Source organism: Aurantimonas marina (assembly GCF_017183135.1).
Lineage (GTDB): Bacteria > Pseudomonadota > Alphaproteobacteria > Rhizobiales > Rhizobiaceae > Aurantimonas > Aurantimonas marina.
Genome location: NZ_JADDXW010000007.1, coordinates 163,296 through 179,039, shown reverse-complemented (window position 1 = coordinate 179,039; position 15,744 = coordinate 163,296). Strand labels below are relative to the sequence as shown.

At 64.2% G+C, this 15,744-nt stretch carries 16 protein-coding genes; 5 read left to right on the top strand and 11 right to left on the bottom strand.

Annotation, left to right across the window (positions count from 1 at the left end; all coding sequences use genetic code 11):
• Window positions 1-28: 28 nt before the first annotated feature.
• Genes ING15_RS10565 through ING15_RS10555 form a run of 3 tightly spaced genes read left to right on the top strand, consistent with a single transcriptional unit; the run spans window position 29 to window position 2,880 of the window.
• A complete protein-coding gene (locus ING15_RS10565; protein WP_206454768.1) occupies window positions 29-769 on the top strand; it encodes a GntR family transcriptional regulator in 741 nt (246 codons plus the stop codon).
• A 12-nt stretch (window positions 770-781) separates the two neighbouring features.
• Window positions 782-1,978 (top strand): mannonate dehydratase, encoded by a 1,197-nt coding sequence (gene uxuA / locus ING15_RS10560; protein WP_206454767.1) that lies wholly within the window; start codon window positions 782-784, stop codon window positions 1,976-1,978.
• Window positions 1,975-2,880 carry a sugar kinase gene (locus ING15_RS10555; protein WP_206454766.1) on the top strand — a complete coding sequence of 302 codons (906 nt, stop codon included), beginning with the start codon at window positions 1,975-1,977 and terminating at the stop codon, window positions 2,878-2,880. Before uxuA ends, ING15_RS10555 begins: the two co-directional genes overlap by 4 nt.
• A 254-nt stretch (window positions 2,881-3,134) precedes the next feature.
• Here ING15_RS10555 and ING15_RS10550 read toward each other — a convergent pair whose 3' ends face one another.
• The 7 genes from ING15_RS10550 to ING15_RS10520 all read right to left on the bottom strand — a co-directional run bounded on the left by ING15_RS10550 (window position 3,135) and on the right by ING15_RS10520 (window position 9,345).
• Window positions 3,135-3,881, bottom strand: coding sequence for an SDR family NAD(P)-dependent oxidoreductase (locus tag ING15_RS10550; RefSeq protein WP_206454765.1), 747 nt, complete (start codon window positions 3,879-3,881; stop codon window positions 3,135-3,137).
• Window positions 3,882-3,914: 33 nt separating this feature from the next.
• Window positions 3,915-4,676 (bottom strand): FadR/GntR family transcriptional regulator, encoded by a 762-nt coding sequence (locus ING15_RS10545; protein WP_206454764.1) that lies wholly within the window; start codon window positions 4,674-4,676, stop codon window positions 3,915-3,917.
• Complete coding sequence (locus ING15_RS10540; protein WP_206454763.1) at window positions 4,652-5,368, bottom strand: ribonuclease activity regulator RraA; 717 nt, start codon at window positions 5,366-5,368, stop codon at window positions 4,652-4,654. Before ING15_RS10540 ends, ING15_RS10545 begins: the two co-directional genes overlap by 25 nt.
• A gap of 43 nt (window positions 5,369-5,411) precedes the next feature.
• A complete protein-coding gene (locus ING15_RS10535) occupies window positions 5,412-6,689 on the bottom strand; it encodes a TRAP transporter large permease (protein WP_206454762.1) in 1,278 nt (425 codons plus the stop codon).
• Window positions 6,690-6,691: 2 nt separating this feature from the next.
• Window positions 6,692-7,219, bottom strand: coding sequence for a TRAP transporter small permease (locus tag ING15_RS10530; RefSeq protein WP_206454761.1), 528 nt, complete (start codon window positions 7,217-7,219; stop codon window positions 6,692-6,694).
• A 74-nt stretch (window positions 7,220-7,293) separates the two neighbouring features.
• Window positions 7,294-8,283, bottom strand: coding sequence for a TRAP transporter substrate-binding protein (locus ING15_RS10525; protein ID WP_206454760.1), 990 nt, complete (start codon window positions 8,281-8,283; stop codon window positions 7,294-7,296).
• A 213-nt stretch (window positions 8,284-8,496) separates the two neighbouring features.
• Window positions 8,497-9,345 carry a helix-turn-helix transcriptional regulator gene (locus tag ING15_RS10520; RefSeq protein WP_206454759.1) on the bottom strand — a complete coding sequence of 283 codons (849 nt, stop codon included), beginning with the start codon at window positions 9,343-9,345 and terminating at the stop codon, window positions 8,497-8,499.
• 197 nt (window positions 9,346-9,542) lie between these two features.
• Between ING15_RS10520 and ING15_RS10515 the strand changes: the two genes are divergently transcribed.
• On the top strand, window positions 9,543-10,760 hold the full coding sequence (locus ING15_RS10515) for an ABC transporter substrate-binding protein (protein WP_206454758.1): 1,218 nt from the start codon (window positions 9,543-9,545) through the stop codon (window positions 10,758-10,760).
• 108 nt (window positions 10,761-10,868) lie between these two features.
• Here the strand turns inward: ING15_RS10515 and ING15_RS10510 are convergent, their stop codons facing one another.
• The 4 genes from ING15_RS10510 to ING15_RS10495 are packed head-to-tail and all read right to left on the bottom strand — an operon-like array spanning window position 10,869 to window position 14,139.
• Window positions 10,869-11,588 (bottom strand): ABC transporter ATP-binding protein, encoded by a 720-nt coding sequence (locus ING15_RS10510; protein ID WP_206454757.1) that lies wholly within the window; start codon window positions 11,586-11,588, stop codon window positions 10,869-10,871.
• Window positions 11,575-12,306, bottom strand: a complete 732-nt coding sequence (locus ING15_RS10505) for an ABC transporter ATP-binding protein (RefSeq protein WP_206454788.1) — start codon at window positions 12,304-12,306, stop codon at window positions 11,575-11,577. The genes ING15_RS10510 and ING15_RS10505 overlap by 14 nt, the downstream gene beginning before the upstream one ends.
• Window positions 12,299-13,240: a branched-chain amino acid ABC transporter permease gene (locus ING15_RS10500; protein WP_206454756.1), complete on the bottom strand. Its 942-nt coding sequence runs from the start codon at window positions 13,238-13,240 to the stop codon at window positions 12,299-12,301. Before ING15_RS10500 ends, ING15_RS10505 begins: the two co-directional genes overlap by 8 nt.
• A complete protein-coding gene (locus ING15_RS10495; RefSeq protein ID WP_206454755.1) occupies window positions 13,237-14,139 on the bottom strand; it encodes a branched-chain amino acid ABC transporter permease in 903 nt (300 codons plus the stop codon). The genes ING15_RS10500 and ING15_RS10495 overlap by 4 nt, the downstream gene beginning before the upstream one ends.
• A gap of 217 nt (window positions 14,140-14,356) precedes the next feature.
• Here ING15_RS10495 and ING15_RS10490 point away from each other — a divergent pair, with 217 nt between their 5' ends.
• Window positions 14,357-15,718, top strand: a complete 1,362-nt coding sequence (locus tag ING15_RS10490) for an amidase (RefSeq protein WP_206454754.1) — start codon at window positions 14,357-14,359, stop codon at window positions 15,716-15,718.
• Window positions 15,719-15,744 lie beyond the last annotated feature (26 nt).

Genomic DNA, 15,744 nt, shown 5'->3' with positions numbered 1-15,744 from the left:
AGTATCCAAAGCGAGTCAAGAGGAAGCCATGTCGCTCGAAACCGCCTTTCCGAACACACCGATGCTGCCCGCCCGCGGGACGATCGCCGAGGCAGTGTTCCATGATTTGCGTCGCGCGATCCTGGAACTACGCCTGTCACCGGGAACGCGAATTTCCGAGGCCGAGATCGCTCGTCACATGGGCGTCTCCCGCCAGCCGGTGCGCGAAGCGTTCCTCCGTCTCGGGCGGGTCGGCTACCTGAAGATCCAGCCGCAGCGTCGGACCGAAGTGGTCAAGATTTCGGTACGCGAAGTGCTCAACGCCCGCTTCATACGCGAGGCGCTCGAGGTGGCGGTCGTGAGCAAAGCCTGCGCTCGCGACACAGGCCCGCTGATCGAGCGGCTGACGGACAATCTGAAGGACCAGCGGGCGGCGCAGGTGGCCGACGACCGCCAGGAGTTTCACCGGCTGGACGATGACTTCCACAGGATCATCGCCGAGGGTGCCGGCTGCGACTTCGCCTGGGACCTGATCGACGAGAAGAAGGCGCAGATGGATCGCACCCGCTTCCTCTCGCTCGCCTTCGGCCAGCCCGCCGTTTACGAGGACCATCTGGCGATCTTCGACGCGCTGAAGGCACGCGACGCGGACGCCGCCGAATCCGCGACGCGGCTCCATCTATCGCGCATCAACGACCATCTGGTGCGGCTCAAGCACGAGTTCGACCAGTTTTTCGACGATACGGGCGATGGATCGCCAAACGGCCTGGCGCCGGACGGGGACGGATAGCAAGAGGTATATATGCAGGAAACATGGCGCTGGTTCGGGCCGGCCGACAGGATCGCTCTGAGCGAAATACGCCAGACTGGAGCGCGCGGCGTCGTCAATGCGCTGCACGAGATTTCCTATGGCGAGGTCTGGACAGTCGAAGCGATCGAGACACGCAAGGCGCTGATCGAGGCGGACACGTCGCTCGGCCTGACCTGGGAGGTCGTCGAAAGCCTGCCGGTCCACGAGCGCATCAAGCTCGGCGACGGCGATCTCGAACCGCTGTTCGAGACCTATCGCCAATCGCTGCGCCATCTCGCCGCCTGCGGCATCCGGACCGTCTGCTACAATTTCATGCCGCTGCTCGACTGGACGCGCACCGAACTCGCCGCGCCGGTTCCCGGCGGCGGCACCAGCCTGCGCTTCAACCTGCACGAATACGCCGCCTTCGACGTGTTCATGCTGGAACGGCCGGGCGCCGAGGAAGAGGTCTCGCCCGAGGTCCTGACGCGCGCCAGGGCCTGGTTCGACGCCTCGGATTCGGCCGATCACGACCGGCTCCTCGCCGCCATCATGGCTGGCCTGCCCGGCGCCTATGCGCGCTACGACGTACTGGGGCTCCGGGAGATCCTGAAGCGCTATGACGGCGTGACCCGCGACGACGTGCGCGCCAACTTCGTTCGCTTTCTCGAAGCGGTCGTCCCCACCGCAGAGGCGGCCGGCATGCGCCTTTGCGTCCATCCCGACGATCCGCCGCGATCGCTGTTCGGCCTGCCGCGCATCGTCTCCAATGCCGAGGACATCGCCTTCGTGCTCGACGCCGTCCCCTCCCCTTCCAACGGCCTGACGCTTTGCTCGGGCTCGCTGGGCGCCAATCCGGCCAACGACGTTCCGGCCATCGCCAGGCGCTTCGCCGACAAGATCCATTTTGCGCATCTGCGCAACGTCGCCAAGGATGCCGACGGCTCCTTCGAGGAGGCCGACCATCTGGCCGGCGACACCGACATGGTGGCGCTGGTACGCGTGCTGATGGCCGAGGAGCGCAGCCGCCGGTCCGAGGGGCGCGCCGACTGGCAGATTCCGATGCGGCCGGACCACGGCCACGAGCTTCTCTCCGATATCGGCCGGGGCACGCATCCCGGCTATCCGGTGGTCGGGCGGATGCGCGGGCTCGCGGAACTGCGCGGCGTCATGGCCACCATCGAAGCCCTCGAAGGGAGCGCCGCATGACCGGCATACCGATGCGCCGCGTGGTTTCGATCGGCGAATGCATGATCGAACTGGCCTCCGCCGGACAGGGCCTTTATCGTAAGGGCTTTGCCGGCGACACCTTCAACACCGCCTGGTATCTGCGCCGCCAACTCGGCGCGGACTGGCGGGTCGCCTATCTGACCGCGCTCGGCACCGACACGACATCCGAAGAGATGCTCGGCTTCTTCGCCGATGCCGGTATCGAGACCGACCGCGTGCGGCGCATCGATGGCGCCATGCCGGGTCTCTACATGATCCATCTGGACGGCGCCGAGCGCAGCTTCTCCTATTGGCGCGACACCAGCGCTGCGAAGCAGCTCGCCGCCGATCCGGAACACCTCGACGCAGCGATCGGGACCGGCGATGCCTTCTATTTTTCCGGCATTACCCTGGCGATCCTGCCCCCCGCTGACCGGGCTGCGCTGCTCGAAAGACTCGGCACGGCGAAGGCGGCCGGGAAAACCGTTGCCTTCGACCCCAATCTCCGCCCTCGCCTCTGGCCTGATCCCGCCGAAATGCACCGCGCGATCGAAGCGGCGGCCAGCGCCGCGACCATCTGCCTGCCGAGCTTTCCGGACGAGGAAGCCGCCTTCGACGACGCTTCGCCGGCCGCGACGGCGGAGCGCTATCTCGGGCTCGGAGCAGGCGAAGTCGTGGTCAAGGACGGTCGCGATCCGGCTCTCGTCGCCTATGCCGACAAACGCCAGGACGTCGCCGCCGAAACGGTCACACAGCCACTCGATACGACCGGCGCCGGCGACAGCTTCAGCGCCGCATATCTCGCCGCCCGCCTCAGCGGTCTGCCGCCGGTCGAGGCCGCGCGCAAGGGCCATGCGCTGGCCGCGCAGGTCGTACGGCACTACGGCGCCTTGATGCGATAGTGGTCGGCGAGGCTGGCGAATTCCCTCTCGCCGGACTTTTTCCTCCTCGCCTTCGCCCGACCGTCCGTTTTAGCCCAGCCAAACCGGCATTGAGCGCGGTGGCGCCGCAAGTCTCCTTGGCGGCGATCATTGATGGTGAGACCCTCAAAACCACCAAGGCGCCCGCGACGCCACAGGTTCCGATGCCGGCAAGAAGATCAACGGCCGCTGACGCCACGCGCTGATCGACGAATTTGCCGAAGCGGACTGCCCTTCTACGAAAACAGCAACCCACCATTGATATCGATACAAGCACCAGTGATGAAAGCCGCTTCGTCCGAGGCAAGATAGACCGCGAGATTGGCGACGTCCTCAGAAGAGCCTTCACGCTTGAGCGGCGTAATGCCTGCCACGTGCGTTCGCGCTTCCGGCTTGGTGAACACGTTGTGGAAATCCGTATCGATCATGCCGGGGCACAGCGCGTTCACCCGGATTTTCGGACCCAGTTCCTTTGCCATTCCACGCGTCATGGTCAGGACCGCGCCCTTGGACGCAGCATATGCAATGGCGCCGCCGCCGCCGCCATCTCTTGCGGCCTGTGATGCCATGTTGACGATGGCGCCGCCTTCCGGGATGTGCGGAAGTGCCGCCTTGATTAGCAGGAACGCCGACGTTGCGTTCAGATCCATCACTGCCTGCCAGTGATCGAGGGTCATTTCGGCAATCGCCTTGCGTGCGACGATGCCGCCGGTGATCGGCATGACGATGTCGATCTTGCCGAACTCCGCAATGGCGCGATCGACCAAAGCCTGCACATCGGCCGGCTTGGTCATGTCGCCCTGCATGGCAAAAGCCTGTCCTCCAGCCGCAACGATCTCCTTGACTGCGCTGTCAGCGCCGGCGCTGCTGCTGTGGTAGTTGATCGCCACCTGCGCGCCGGCTTCAGCCAGGCGCATCACGCAGGCCCGACCGATATCGCGCCCGCCACCTGTGACGACCGCCGTTTTTCCCTTGAGGTTCATTTTCTTGCTCCAGTTTGACATCGTGTTCACGGCTCAGGCGGACGCGATCTTGCCTTCGAAGACGCGCTTGCGGGCGTTCTCGACATGGCTGCGCATCGCGTTGCGCGCCGCGGCGGGATTCTTGTGCCGGATGGCGTCGAAAATCGCGTAGTGCTCCTTCTGCACCAGCGCCAGCCGCTCGCGCGGCTTGGTCAGCGACAGATTGCGGGTCAGGTTCATGCCCGTCAGAATGTTCGCCTTCATCGAGGTCCGCGCGACGGTGAAGTAGCGGTTGCCAGAGGCTTCGCAGACCGCGACATGAAAATCCTCGTCGGCATCGACGCCGAGTTCACCCGCCTCGATGCAGCGGTCGAGTTCCTGAAGCGCGGCATTGAGGCGCAGCATGTCCGAATCGGTCCTGCGAACCGCCGCCAGATAGGCGGCTTCACCCTCGATGGCGGCCCTGAATTCGAAGGTCCGCTGGATATCGGCGACAGAGCCCACCGGGGCAAAGTCGAGGATCGCCTTTTCCGGTCGGCGCACGACGTAGGACCCCGAGCCCTGTCGCGACACGATTACGTCGTCGGCGCGCAATTGCTTAAGCGCCTGCCGCAGCACCGGACGCGAGACCTCCAGTTCGCTGCACAGCTCGTGCTCGGACGGCATCTTGTCGCCGACCGCGATTGCGCCATCGGCGATCATCGCCAAAATCCGCTCATAGGCACGGTCGGGAAGCGTCCCGTCGCGCAAAAGGCGGCCGGACCGGCGGCCTGATGCTGGCGATGCACCGCCTATCTGCCGTTTACCTGTCGCCATGCCCTGAATTCGTCCATCGTTGTGGCTCCGGTCGGCGGGTAAAGCCCATAGCTCGACGCACCGCCCTTCACCATTTCCATTACGTAGTCTTCGAAGACCGTCATTTCCGCCGCTTCGGCGGCCACCTCGACGGTCAGGTGCGCCGGTATGCACACCACCCCTTCACTGTCGCCCACTAGCGTGTCACCGGGGAACACCGATACCCCGCCGCATGCAATAGGCTCGTTGAGCGCCACGGCATGGTGCTTGGTCAAATTGGTCGGCGCACTCGGCCTCTGGTGAAAGGCCGGCATGCCGAGGTCGGCAATCTCCGGTGAGTCGCGAAATCCACCGTCCGTCACCAGCCCCGCACAGCCGCGCGCCTGCAACCGCGCGGCGAGGATGCAGCCGGCCGATGCTGCCGACGCGTCGCCGCGCGAATCGATGACGAAGATCGCGCCGGCCGGACATTCCTCGACGCCCTTGCGCTGCGGGTTCTCGCGGTCGGCAAAGGAAGCCAGCACGTCGAGATCCTCGCGAGCGGGGATGTAGCGCAGCGTATAGGCAAAGCCGACCATGTTCGGGCCAGGCGCCAGGCGGCCAAGCCCCTGAAGGAAGACGTTTCTGAAACCGCGCTTGAATAGAGCGGTCGTCAAGGTTGCGGTACTGACGCCCATCAGGGTTCTGCGCGTTTCGCCCGACAGGTCGGTCATTTCGCTCTCCTCTTCGGTATGTTGCCGCGCTTCAGTGTCCGACTCAGAACAGCCCTGGCAGCCACATGGAAAAGCCGGGCACGTAGGTCACGAGAAGCAAGGCCCCCAGGATTGCCAGGTAGAACGGCCAGATTGTGCGGACGGCGTCCTCGATCCGCACCTTGCCGACCGCACAGCCAACGAACAGGCACGTGCCCACCGGCGGTGTGCACAGGCCAAGGCCGAGATTGATCAGCAGCATGATGCCGAAATGCTCCGGCGCCATGCCCAGGCTCTTGGCGATCGGCAGGAAGATCGGCGTGCAGATCAGGATCAGCGCCGCCATATCCATGATCATGCCGAGCAGCAGCAAGATCACGTTGATCATCAGCAAGATGACGTATTTGTTGTCCGAGATCGTGACCAGCAGGTCGCTGAGCTTGGCCGGCACCTGATAGAGAGCCAGCAGATAGGCGAAGGAACTGGCGAAGGCGATCAGGATCATCACCATGGCGGTCGTGCGCACCGAGGAGGTGACGGCGGTGATGAAGCCACGCCAGCTCAGGCTGCGGTAGTAGAAGGTGGTCAGAAGCAGCGCGTAGATCGCGCCGAAAGCGCCGGACTCGGTGACGGTGAAAACCCCCGAAAGCGTGCCCCCGACGATGATCACGGCGGTGACCAGTCCGGGCAATGCATCGAGCGCGGTGCGTGCCAGTTCGGCGCCGCCGGGAAACGGTTCGGCGGGGTATTTGTGCTTTACCGCAAGCACGTAGGCCGCAATGGCAAGACACACACACATCAGGATGCCCGGCACTACCCCGGCCAGGAACAGTTTGGAAATTGAAATGCCACCTCCGGCCGCGACCGCGAAAATGATCATGTTGTGGCTGGGCGGAATGACGATGCCGGCGATCGACGACGTCACCGTCACGTTGACGGCGTATTCGGGACGGTAACCGCGCTCCTTCATCACCGGGATCAGCAGCGATCCGAGCGCCGAGATGTCGGCGATGGCCGAGCCGGATATGCCGCCGAACAGCATGCTGGAGAAGATATTGACCATGGCCAGGCCGCCCCTGATATGGCCGACCAGCGCCGCGGCGAATCGCACTAGGCGCACGGCGATGCCGCCATGCAGCATGATCTCGCCAGCGAAGACGAAGAACGGGATGGCGAGAAGCGAAAACACCGTGACGCCGGCCATCGCCCGCTGAAACGTCATCAGGGTCGGAAAACCTTCGTAAAAGAAAGCGGAAGCCGCGGCGATGCCCATGGCGAAGGCGACGGGCATGCCGACAACCACGCCAACGGCGAATATTCCCAGCAGGATTGCGAGACCCATAATCAGGGCGCCTCGTCGGTCGCGGCCCGATCGGATCGGGGGAAATTGAGGATTCGCAGAATGGCCCGCGTGCCGGCAAACAGCACGATCAGCCCCCCGCAGAAGACTTCCGATAGCGTGCGGAAGCTCAGTGGAATGTTGAGCATCGGCAGAAGCGTGTCCCAGCCGAAGCGCATCAGGTCAATTCCGGCGAGGAACATCACCGCACCAAAGCCCGCCAACACCAGGTCGACCGCGATCGTCACGGCCGTGCGGACCGGCTCGCCCAGCGCATCCCGGAACATGGTGACGCCGAGGTGACTGTCTTCGTGGATTCCCGCTGCCGCGCCGAGGAAAGCAATGTAGCCAACCAGCACGAGGGCAAGTTGCTCCACCCAGGTCGGCGTCACGTTGAGCACATAGCGGCCGAAGACCAGCCAGCCGAATGTCGCGATCAGTACCACCAGGGCGCAGGACGCGATGAAGATGCATGCGGCGCTGATCCTGGCGAGAACGTCTTCGATACGCGTAACTGTCGATGCGTGGTGCATCTACGGATCTTTCCCTTGCGAGATGTCCCCGGCGGCCCAGCCCTCGCGGGAAGGCCGGGCTGCCGGGCAATCCGTCACTCGGCGTTGCGGATGAGGTTGACGAGGTCCGTCAGGCCGGGATTGGCCGCGAGGAACTGCTCGTAGACCGGAGCCATGGCATCCTGGAAGGGCGCCTTGTCGGCAACCTCGTTGACCTCGACACCGCCGGCGACAACCTTCTCTATGCTGGCCTGTTCACGCTCGGCCCACAGCTTACGCTGCAATTCGGCGCTGGTGCGGCCGGCTTCCTTGACGATGGCTTGCTGCTCCGACGTCAACTTGTCCCACGCGGCCTTCGACACGCACAGGCATTCCGGGATGATGAGGTGTTCGGTCAGCGAGTAGTATTTCGCTACTTCATAGTGGTTGGTCGACTCGTAGGAAGGCGGGTTGTTCTCGGCGCCGTCGACCACATTGGTCTTCAGCGACTGGAACACTTCCGCAAACGCCATCGGCGTTGCGTTGCCGCCCATCGATTCGATCATGCCGACGAAGAGGTCGTTGTTCATCACGCGGACCTTCATGCCCTGGACGTCGTCGGGCGTATTGATCGGCTTGATCGAGTTGTAGAACGAGCGCGCGCCCGCACCATACCAACCGACCGGAACCAGACCCTTGGCTTCCATGCCCTTGCCGATCGCCTCGCCGGCCTCGCCGTCCATCAGCTTGTACATTTCCGGAATGCTTTTGAAGATGAAGGGCAGCGAAACGACGTTGGTCTCGGGGATGGACTGACCCATGGGGCCGAGGCTGAATTCGCCGAAATCGATGGCGCCGAGCCGGGTCTGTTCGATGGCGTCGGGCTGATCGCCGAGCACGCCATTGTGGTAGACCTTGCCGGTGATCTCGCCGCCTGTCTTTTCGGCGATTTCCTTCATGAAGGATTCCATGCCGATGGAAACCGGATAGTCCTCGACATGGATGTTCCAGCCGCGCCATTCGATCGCGAGTGCGGGCGCCGCCGTCATGCCGAGGCTGGCCGCCAGTACCAGCGCTTTCACAAAGTTTGATGGGGTCACAAGCATGTCCTCCTCCTAATTGTTCATATTTGTGAGGATTTCCTTTTATTGCCCTTACAAATTTTTACAAGTCGAAATCGAAAAAGTCCGGTTCTTGCCTTCTGGAGCTTGTTCGCCAAGCGGCGACCCGGCCGGCAGGACAATGGCCAAGCAACAAGGAGCAACATTGCAAGGGAATCGTGCTGTCGGCGGCAGGCCGGTGCGTCCCCGGTCCCTAGCCTATCGGTTTCGTACCTGGACCTTTTCGTAGGTCGAGCCCGCCCGGATGAGGAAGCCGTCCGTTGGCGACGGCTCGCGGAGATAGTGAAGCATCGGCCGGGAAATCTCCAGCGCGTCCTCCTCGTAGAGTCCGCAGCCCCGGATCGCCTGACGGTGATCGACGCGGCGACCGAGATATTCCATCACCACACGGGCGGCCACCGGCTGGTGCGCCTCCGTCGCGGTGATACCGATCATCAGCCCGATCAGCGTTGAGACCCGATTGCGATAGGGCGGATAGAGGATCGTCTGGGACATCTCGTTGCCCACCACCGATTCATGATCAATCATGTGAATCCTGTCGCCGACCGGCAGGACCACGCCGCTGTACTTGAACAGATCGCCCGGCGCATGCCGATTGCCGGCCGGAGTCAATCGTTCGATCGTCTTGTAATAGGTCATTTCGCCGACCTGGCCGACACAGACAAGCGACCGTAGCACGAAGCTCGGCGTGGAGAACGAATAGAAGTACTTGTAGTAATAGCCGCAATATTTCGCCAGCTGCGCATGCTGGCGCGCCGCCTGCTCGGCGATACGTTTCACCGCAGGCGGCAGCAGGTCATTGGTCTCGTGCCGGACGGGCCGCAGCCGGACGATGTCCCGGAACTGGTCGTGCGGCATCAGGATCTCGTACTCGTCGACGCCGAAATAGTCGCAGATGCGGCGCAGGCTTCGGCCTGAGGGGAAGGCGCCGCCGCCGAGATACTTCATGAACTGCTGGCGGTTCATCTGCAGTTTCCGGCAGACATCCGCCATCGAGCGCTGGTAGCTGCACAGCAATCTAAGATTCGGGATAAAATCGGCGTTCATCGGCGCGGCTCCTGTCGCTGAGTGACGCTATTGAAACTTCAGACTGCTTCGGATCAAGTCGTTTCTGGTGATTGCGCCCGTGCCGGTTCTCGGCCCACACTTCAAACAAGGTCTCGTTCTGGGCACGCCTAAATCGTGGGCAGGACGGTGCCGCGAGTGCCGCACTTTCGCGCTCTCGCCAGTCAACAGGAGAGGCCATGACCAGAATCGCGAAACTGTCAGCCACGGCCCTGGTAACCCTTGCCCTCGGCACGTCCGCGGCCTGGGCTCAGGAGACCATCAAGATCGGCGGCATCGCGCCGCTCTCGCCCCCCGGCGGTGTGCAGACGGGGGAATCCCTGCGCGACGGCATGACCATCGCCGTCGAGGAGATCAACAAGAACGGCGGCCTTCTCGGTAAGCAGATCGAGCTCGTCGTCGAGGACACGTCGGGCGTTCCTGAAAAGGGCGTCGCCGCCTTCGAACGTCTGGCGTCGAGCGAGGGCGTCGTGGCGGTGACCGGTAGCGCGCACAGCGCCGTCTGCTCCGCCGTCGGTCCCGTCGCGGAGAAATACGACATCCCGTTCATCGCTGGCGAATGCTGGTCCGATGCGGTCACGGCGGCCGGCATCCCGGAAGTCTTCCGCATCACCGTAGCCAACTCGCTAGTCTATTCGGTCGCGGCGGACTGGGTGAAGGAAGCCGGGTTCAAGAACATCGCGATCATCTCCGAAAACTCCGACTGGGGTTTCGGTATCATCGACGTGTTCACCAAGAACCTTCAGGATACCGGCGCGAACGTCACCTCGTTCACCGCCGAGCGCACAGTCAGTGACTTCACGCCGCAGCTCCTGCAACTCAAGCGCGCCGATCCCCAGCCCGACCTGATCGTGGCCGGCTTCACGGGCTCGAACCTGCTTCTCATGCTGCGCCAAGCCTATGACCTGGGCCTCGCCCCCTCCAAGGATACGGCGATCTTCGCCGCCGGCGCCGACGTCCTCGAGCCGGAATTCTGGAACGTCATGGGCGATGCAGGAAAATACGTGATCGGCAATCCTGCCGGGCTTCCTGGAAAGCCGGATACGGAGCTGTCCCGCTCATTCTCGGAAGCCTATCAGACCGAGTTCGACCGCCCTGCAAACGCTGTCGCCATGGAAGGTTATGACGGCGTCATGGTCATCGCGGAAGCTATCAAGGCGGCCGGAATCACTGACGGACCCGCGCTGCAGGAAGCGCTGCGCCAGCTTCGTTGGAACGGCACGCGCGGCGAGATCTACTTCCCACAGGACAAGGACCCGGCCTGGAAGTTCCAGCAGTGGCCGGACGTGCCGATCTTCGTGATCCAGTACACCGAGGCGAACCAGACCCCGTCGGACTCCGCCATCCTGTGGCCGCGGGCTGAGGCGACCACCGACGAGATCGTCCTCAAGCCGTAACCGGCGACAGTCCGCCCCGACACAGAAAACCCCGCCGGTGCAGACCGGCGGGGTTTTCGTTTGGCAGGAGCTGATGGCGGAAACGCAGGCCGGACGGACGGCGCTTCGTCAGAACAGCCAGTCTGCAATCGTGTCGCGGTAAGTCTCGTCGAAGTGCGCCTTGCTGCCCTCGATCTTGTTCGCGCCGAGTTCCAGGACGTAGATGTAGTCGGCAACGTCGGTGCCCGCGATGACGTTCTGGTCGACCATCAGGACCGTCCGCCCCCCCTCTCCGACCAGCCTCCGCAGATGATCGTAGATCACCCCTGCCCGCTTCGGATCGAGGCCGACGGTCGGCTCGTCGATCAGCATCAGCTCCGGATCGCTCATCAGCGCCAGCTCCAGCTGCATGAGCCGCTGCTGCCCCCCCGACATCAGGCCGGCCCGGCGCTGGCGAAATTCCTTCAGATACGGCGCCCGCTCGAACACGCGTTCGGTCGCGGCGCGACAGCGCGGCCGGTCGGACCGGAACGACCACGTAGCGATCTCGATGTTTTCCACCACCGTCATGTCCTTGAACAGCGCATGACCTTGGGGAACATAGGCGATCCCCATGCGCACCAGATTGCGCGTCGCGACACCTGACAGATCTTTTTCGCCGTAATGGATCGATCCGGCATGCGGCCGCAACTGCCCGATGATGGTCTTGAGCAGCGTCGACTTTCCAACGCCATTGGCGCCGATGATCGTCGTCAGCTGCCGCGGCCGGGCGATGACGCTGACGCCGCTGAGGATGTCGATGTCCCGGCTGTAGCCGGCGCGCAAATTCGAGACCTCAAGCTGCGTCATGACGGTCCCCCAGATAGGCCTCCAGAACGGCTGGATTGGCGCGCGTTTCGTCGGGCGTGCCGTCGCAGATGATGTCTCCGTAGCTCAGGGTGACCACCCGTCGGCAGAGGCCGAAGATGGAGCCCATGTCGTGACTGATTAGGATGATCGTCACGCCATTCGCATTCCACTCACGGATGCGTTCGTACATGAAGCGCTTGAGCTCCGGATGAACGCCGCCGAACGGCTCGTCCAGGAGGACGATTTTCGGCTGGAGCATCATGATCCGGGCAAATTCCAGTAGCTTGGCCTGCCCACCGGACAGATTGCCCGCCCGTTCGTGGGCGAGACGGGTCAGGTTGAGGTCTGCGAGCACTTCCATGGCGCGTTCGGTTGCGGCAGCCCGGCTCTCGCTCCAGTCCGACAGGCCCGACACGAGCATGTTCTCCAGGACGGTCAAGCGGCGGAAGACCTTGGTGATCTGGAAGGAGCGGCCGATGCCGATCCGCGCCAGACGATGCGGCGACAGACCGGCGACGGGCTTCCCGTCGTAGTCGATCGTGCCGCCGTCGGCATCGTAATAGCCGCTGACGATGTTCAGGAGCGTTGTCTTGCCGGAGCCGTTCGGCCCGATCAGGCCGACCAGTTCGCCCGCTTCCACCAACAGATCGATGGCGTTCAGCGCGACGACACCGCCGAACCGCTTGCTCAGTTCCCGTATGACGAGTTGTTCAGGCATCCCGCTTCCTCCGGCTTGCGAAGGCGTCGACGAGCGTGCCGAAGATACCGTTCGGCGCGAAGCGCAGCATCAGGATGGCGACGAGGCCGAACACCACCAGCCGCCATTGCTCCACCTCACGCAGCATCTCGAGCAGGACCTGCAGCAGCATCCCGCCGAGGGCGGCGTATAGAATGTTGTGAAATCCGCCGATGACGGCCATCGCCAGGACGATTCCCATCTCCTGTAGCGACATCATTGACGGCGTGATGAGCTGCACGAAATGCGCGTAAAGCCCGCCGGCAAGGCCCGCAAACGCGCTGGACACGGCGAAGGCGACGCATTTCCACAGGGTCACGTCGACGCCGAGACTGGCGGACCCGTCCTCGTCCTCGCGGATCGACTGGAAGAACAGGCCGATCCGCGAACGCAGGAGCAGCCCCATGGCGACGAGGCAGACGACCGTCACCACCAGGAAGAAATAGTAGTAGTCGAACCGGCTGCCGCCCGGGATGAGCGCCGGTACCCGCAGCCCCAGGCTACCCTCGGTGATGCCGTGCTCGGCAGTGACAGTAATGCGCAGGATTTCGCCGAAGGCGATCGTGGTCAGGCCGAGATAGGCGCCGTGCAGCCGAAGCGTCAGCCAGCCCAGCGCGAAGCCGACGCCTGCCGCCACGACGACGCCCGTGACGAGGCCGAGGCCGACCGGCAGCCCTAGATGGATGACGCTAAGCGCCGAGGCGTAGCCGCCGAGACCGCTCATTGCCGCCTGGGCGAAACTGATCCGACCGACATAGCCGACGAGCAGCGACCAGCTTGCGGCCAGAAGCGCGTAGTAGAAGCCGATCGTGACCGTATAGATCCAGTAGTCGGAAAGCCCGGCGAAGGGCAGCACGGCGAAGCCGAGGGCAAGAGACGCGAAACCGGCGAGTTTCGGCGATGCGTACCCGCTCACGCCCGGCGCTCCGCGCGACCGAAGAGGCCCTGCGGACGCAAAAGCAGCACCGCGACCAGCACGAGAAGCCCGTAGGCGTCCTTGTAGGCGAGCGCCCGGCTCGGGTCGGGGATCAGGATCGTGGCGAAGCTTTCCACCTGTCCGAGGATCACCGCCCCGATGATCGCGCCGGGCACAGATCCGAGCCCGCCGAGAACGACGATGATATAGGCCTTGATGACGGGCACCACGCCCATCGGCGGCGTGACGTTGAAGACCGGGCCGATCAGCGCGCCGGCAAGCCCTGCCAGAGCGGCGCCGACACCGAAGGCGATCAGCCCCGCCCGCTGCACACTGATGCCATAGATCTCTGCGGCCATGCGGTCCTGGCTGACGGCGCGGACGGCTTTACCGGCCCAGGTATAGCGCAGCGCGATGATGACGGCAGTCATGAGGATGACCGCGGCTGCGGCGGCAGCGAGTCGGTCACCGCTGATGATCAACTCGCCAATCTCGACGCGGCCGCGCATCAGGGGCTCCGGTCGCTGGGGCCAGGGGCCGAAGACGCTGTTGGCGAGATTCAGGAGAAAGATCGACAGGGCGAAGGTGATCATGATGGCATATTCTTCGGGCCGGTCGATCTTGCCAGTATGGATCGGACGGATCAGCAGCCATTCGATCGCGGCCCCCACGGCAAACAAAGCCACCGCCGCGACCAGAAGCGCGAAGAGCGGCGGCAGGCCAAGCGCGCTGATCGCCAGGTAATAGGCATACCCGCCAAGCATGTAGAGTTCGCCATGGGCGAAGTTCACGATCCTGAGGACGCCGAAGATGACCGCCAACCCCAGCGCGGTAAGCGCGTAGAAGGAACTGATGATCAGGCCGTTGATCGCCTGTTCGGAGATCGCCAGGAGGCTCATGCTGGTGCTCTTCGGTTCTGCGGGGAAACGGCAGGGCAGCGGGAACGATGGACGCTTTCCGCAAACGGGACAATGGGTTTGCAGCGCGGCAACTGTCGCAAGGGGGCTCGCTTGGAGCGACACTTCGCGACAGTTTAAGGGCAGGCGCGAAAGCACGGATCGGATATGACTCGGGTCCACACCCCCTTCACGGCGAACCACGCCGGAGAATTCCGCCATGCTGCAGACAGATATCGTTGCATTGCCCTTTGCGGAACTCGCGCGCCGCATAGCGGCGGGAGAGCTGACCAGCGAGGCGCTGGTCACGGAATGCCTGACCCGGATCGAGGCGCAGGACGGTACGCTACACGCCTTCGTGGCGGTCTATCCCGAAGCCGCACTCGCCGCTGCCCGCCGGCTGGATACCGAGCGCGCCGAGGGACGGGTGCGCGGTCCTCTGCACGGCATTCCCATCGCGGTGAAGGACCTCGCCGACATGAAGGGCCGGGTCACCGGATTTGGTTCGCGCGCCTATGGCACGATGCCCGCAACCACGACCGCGCCGTTCCTGCGCCGGCTGGAAGACGCCGGCATGGTGCTAATCGGCAAGACCCAGATGGTGGAGTTTGCCTTCGGCAGCTGGGGCACCAACGCGGCACTTGGCTCGCCGCGCAACCCGCGGGTCGCAGAGGACCATTACGTGGCCGGCGGATCCAGCAGCGGCTCGGCGGTGGCCGTCGCGGCCAACATGGTGCCGGCGGCGATCGGCTCCGATACGAGCGGCTCGGTCCGCATTCCGGCCGCGCTCTGCGGGACGATCGGCCTGAAGACCAGCCACGGCGCGGTCCCCACTATGGGCGTCGCGCCGCTGTCGCCGGCCTTCGACACGATCGGCCCCCTCACCCACCACATCGACGATGCGCGGCTCATCTTCGAGGCGATGCGCGAGCCGCAGGCCCGCCCCTCGGTTCCGCGCACATCAACCGGCATCGTCAGGACGCCGTCGCGTGCGGAACTGGACCCGCTCGACCCGAGCGTGGCTGCCGCGTTTCTCGCCAGCATCTCCGCATTGTCCGAGACGGGCGTGTCGGTGCAGTCTCTCATCCTGCCGCGTGCATTCGTCGACTATCAGGCCGATACCGGGGCGATCATGGCGAAGGAGGCCTATGGCGCGCTCAGCCATCTCGTCGACGATCCCGACATGCCGCTCGACCCGGCCGCGCGCAGCCGCGTCCGGCAGGGAGCCGTCATAGACGACGCAGCCCATGCCACGCGGGTCGCTGCGCGGCACGAGGCGCTCGGCGCACTCGACGACGTTCTCGGCGCCGGCGAGGTCATCCTGCTGCCGACGACGCCCTTCCCCGCCTGCTCCCTAAGCGATGTCGACGAGGCGGTCTTCCCCATGTCGCGGCTGACGCGACTGGCGAACTATCTCGATCTCTGCGCAATCTCTGTGCCGGTGGCCACGACCGCGGACGGCCTGCCGATCGGCATGCAGATCTGCGCGCGACACGGCCGTGAGGATCTCGCCATGGCCGTGGCGGCGACACTGCAGGCTGCCATGCAAGAGCGCAATCGCCTCGCCGAAGACCGGCCGTGAACCGGCAGAGGCGCAGCGGCGCCGGT

What these genes read in the sequence shown, in the direction of transcription:
- ING15_RS10520 (WP_206454759.1), bottom strand. Translation starts at nt 9,345, where the DNA reads ATGAACGCCGATTTTATCCCGAATCTTAGATTGCTGTGCAGCTACCAG.
- ING15_RS10505 (WP_206454788.1), bottom strand. Translation starts at nt 12,306, where the DNA reads ATGCCTGAACAACTCGTCATACGGGAACTGAGCAAGCGGTTCGGCGGT.
- ING15_RS10565 (WP_206454768.1), top strand. Translation starts at nt 29, where the DNA reads ATGTCGCTCGAAACCGCCTTTCCGAACACACCGATGCTGCCCGCCCGC.
- ING15_RS10495 (WP_206454755.1), bottom strand. Translation starts at nt 14,139, where the DNA reads ATGAGCCTCCTGGCGATCTCCGAACAGGCGATCAACGGCCTGATCATC.
- uxuA (WP_206454767.1), top strand. Translation starts at nt 782, where the DNA reads ATGCAGGAAACATGGCGCTGGTTCGGGCCGGCCGACAGGATCGCTCTG.
- ING15_RS10530 (WP_206454761.1), bottom strand. Translation starts at nt 7,219, where the DNA reads ATGCACCACGCATCGACAGTTACGCGTATCGAAGACGTTCTCGCCAGG.
- ING15_RS10490 (WP_206454754.1), top strand. Translation starts at nt 14,357, where the DNA reads ATGCTGCAGACAGATATCGTTGCATTGCCCTTTGCGGAACTCGCGCGC.
- ING15_RS10545 (WP_206454764.1), bottom strand. Translation starts at nt 4,676, where the DNA reads ATGGCGACAGGTAAACGGCAGATAGGCGGTGCATCGCCAGCATCAGGC.
- ING15_RS10555 (WP_206454766.1), top strand. Translation starts at nt 1,975, where the DNA reads ATGACCGGCATACCGATGCGCCGCGTGGTTTCGATCGGCGAATGCATG.
- ING15_RS10510 (WP_206454757.1), bottom strand. Translation starts at nt 11,588, where the DNA reads ATGACGCAGCTTGAGGTCTCGAATTTGCGCGCCGGCTACAGCCGGGAC.
- ING15_RS10515 (WP_206454758.1), top strand. Translation starts at nt 9,543, where the DNA reads ATGACCAGAATCGCGAAACTGTCAGCCACGGCCCTGGTAACCCTTGCC.
- ING15_RS10535 (WP_206454762.1), bottom strand. Translation starts at nt 6,689, where the DNA reads ATGGGTCTCGCAATCCTGCTGGGAATATTCGCCGTTGGCGTGGTTGTC.
- ING15_RS10550 (WP_206454765.1), bottom strand. Translation starts at nt 3,881, where the DNA reads ATGAACCTCAAGGGAAAAACGGCGGTCGTCACAGGTGGCGGGCGCGAT.
- ING15_RS10540 (WP_206454763.1), bottom strand. Translation starts at nt 5,368, where the DNA reads ATGACCGACCTGTCGGGCGAAACGCGCAGAACCCTGATGGGCGTCAGT.
- ING15_RS10525 (WP_206454760.1), bottom strand. Translation starts at nt 8,283, where the DNA reads ATGCTTGTGACCCCATCAAACTTTGTGAAAGCGCTGGTACTGGCGGCC.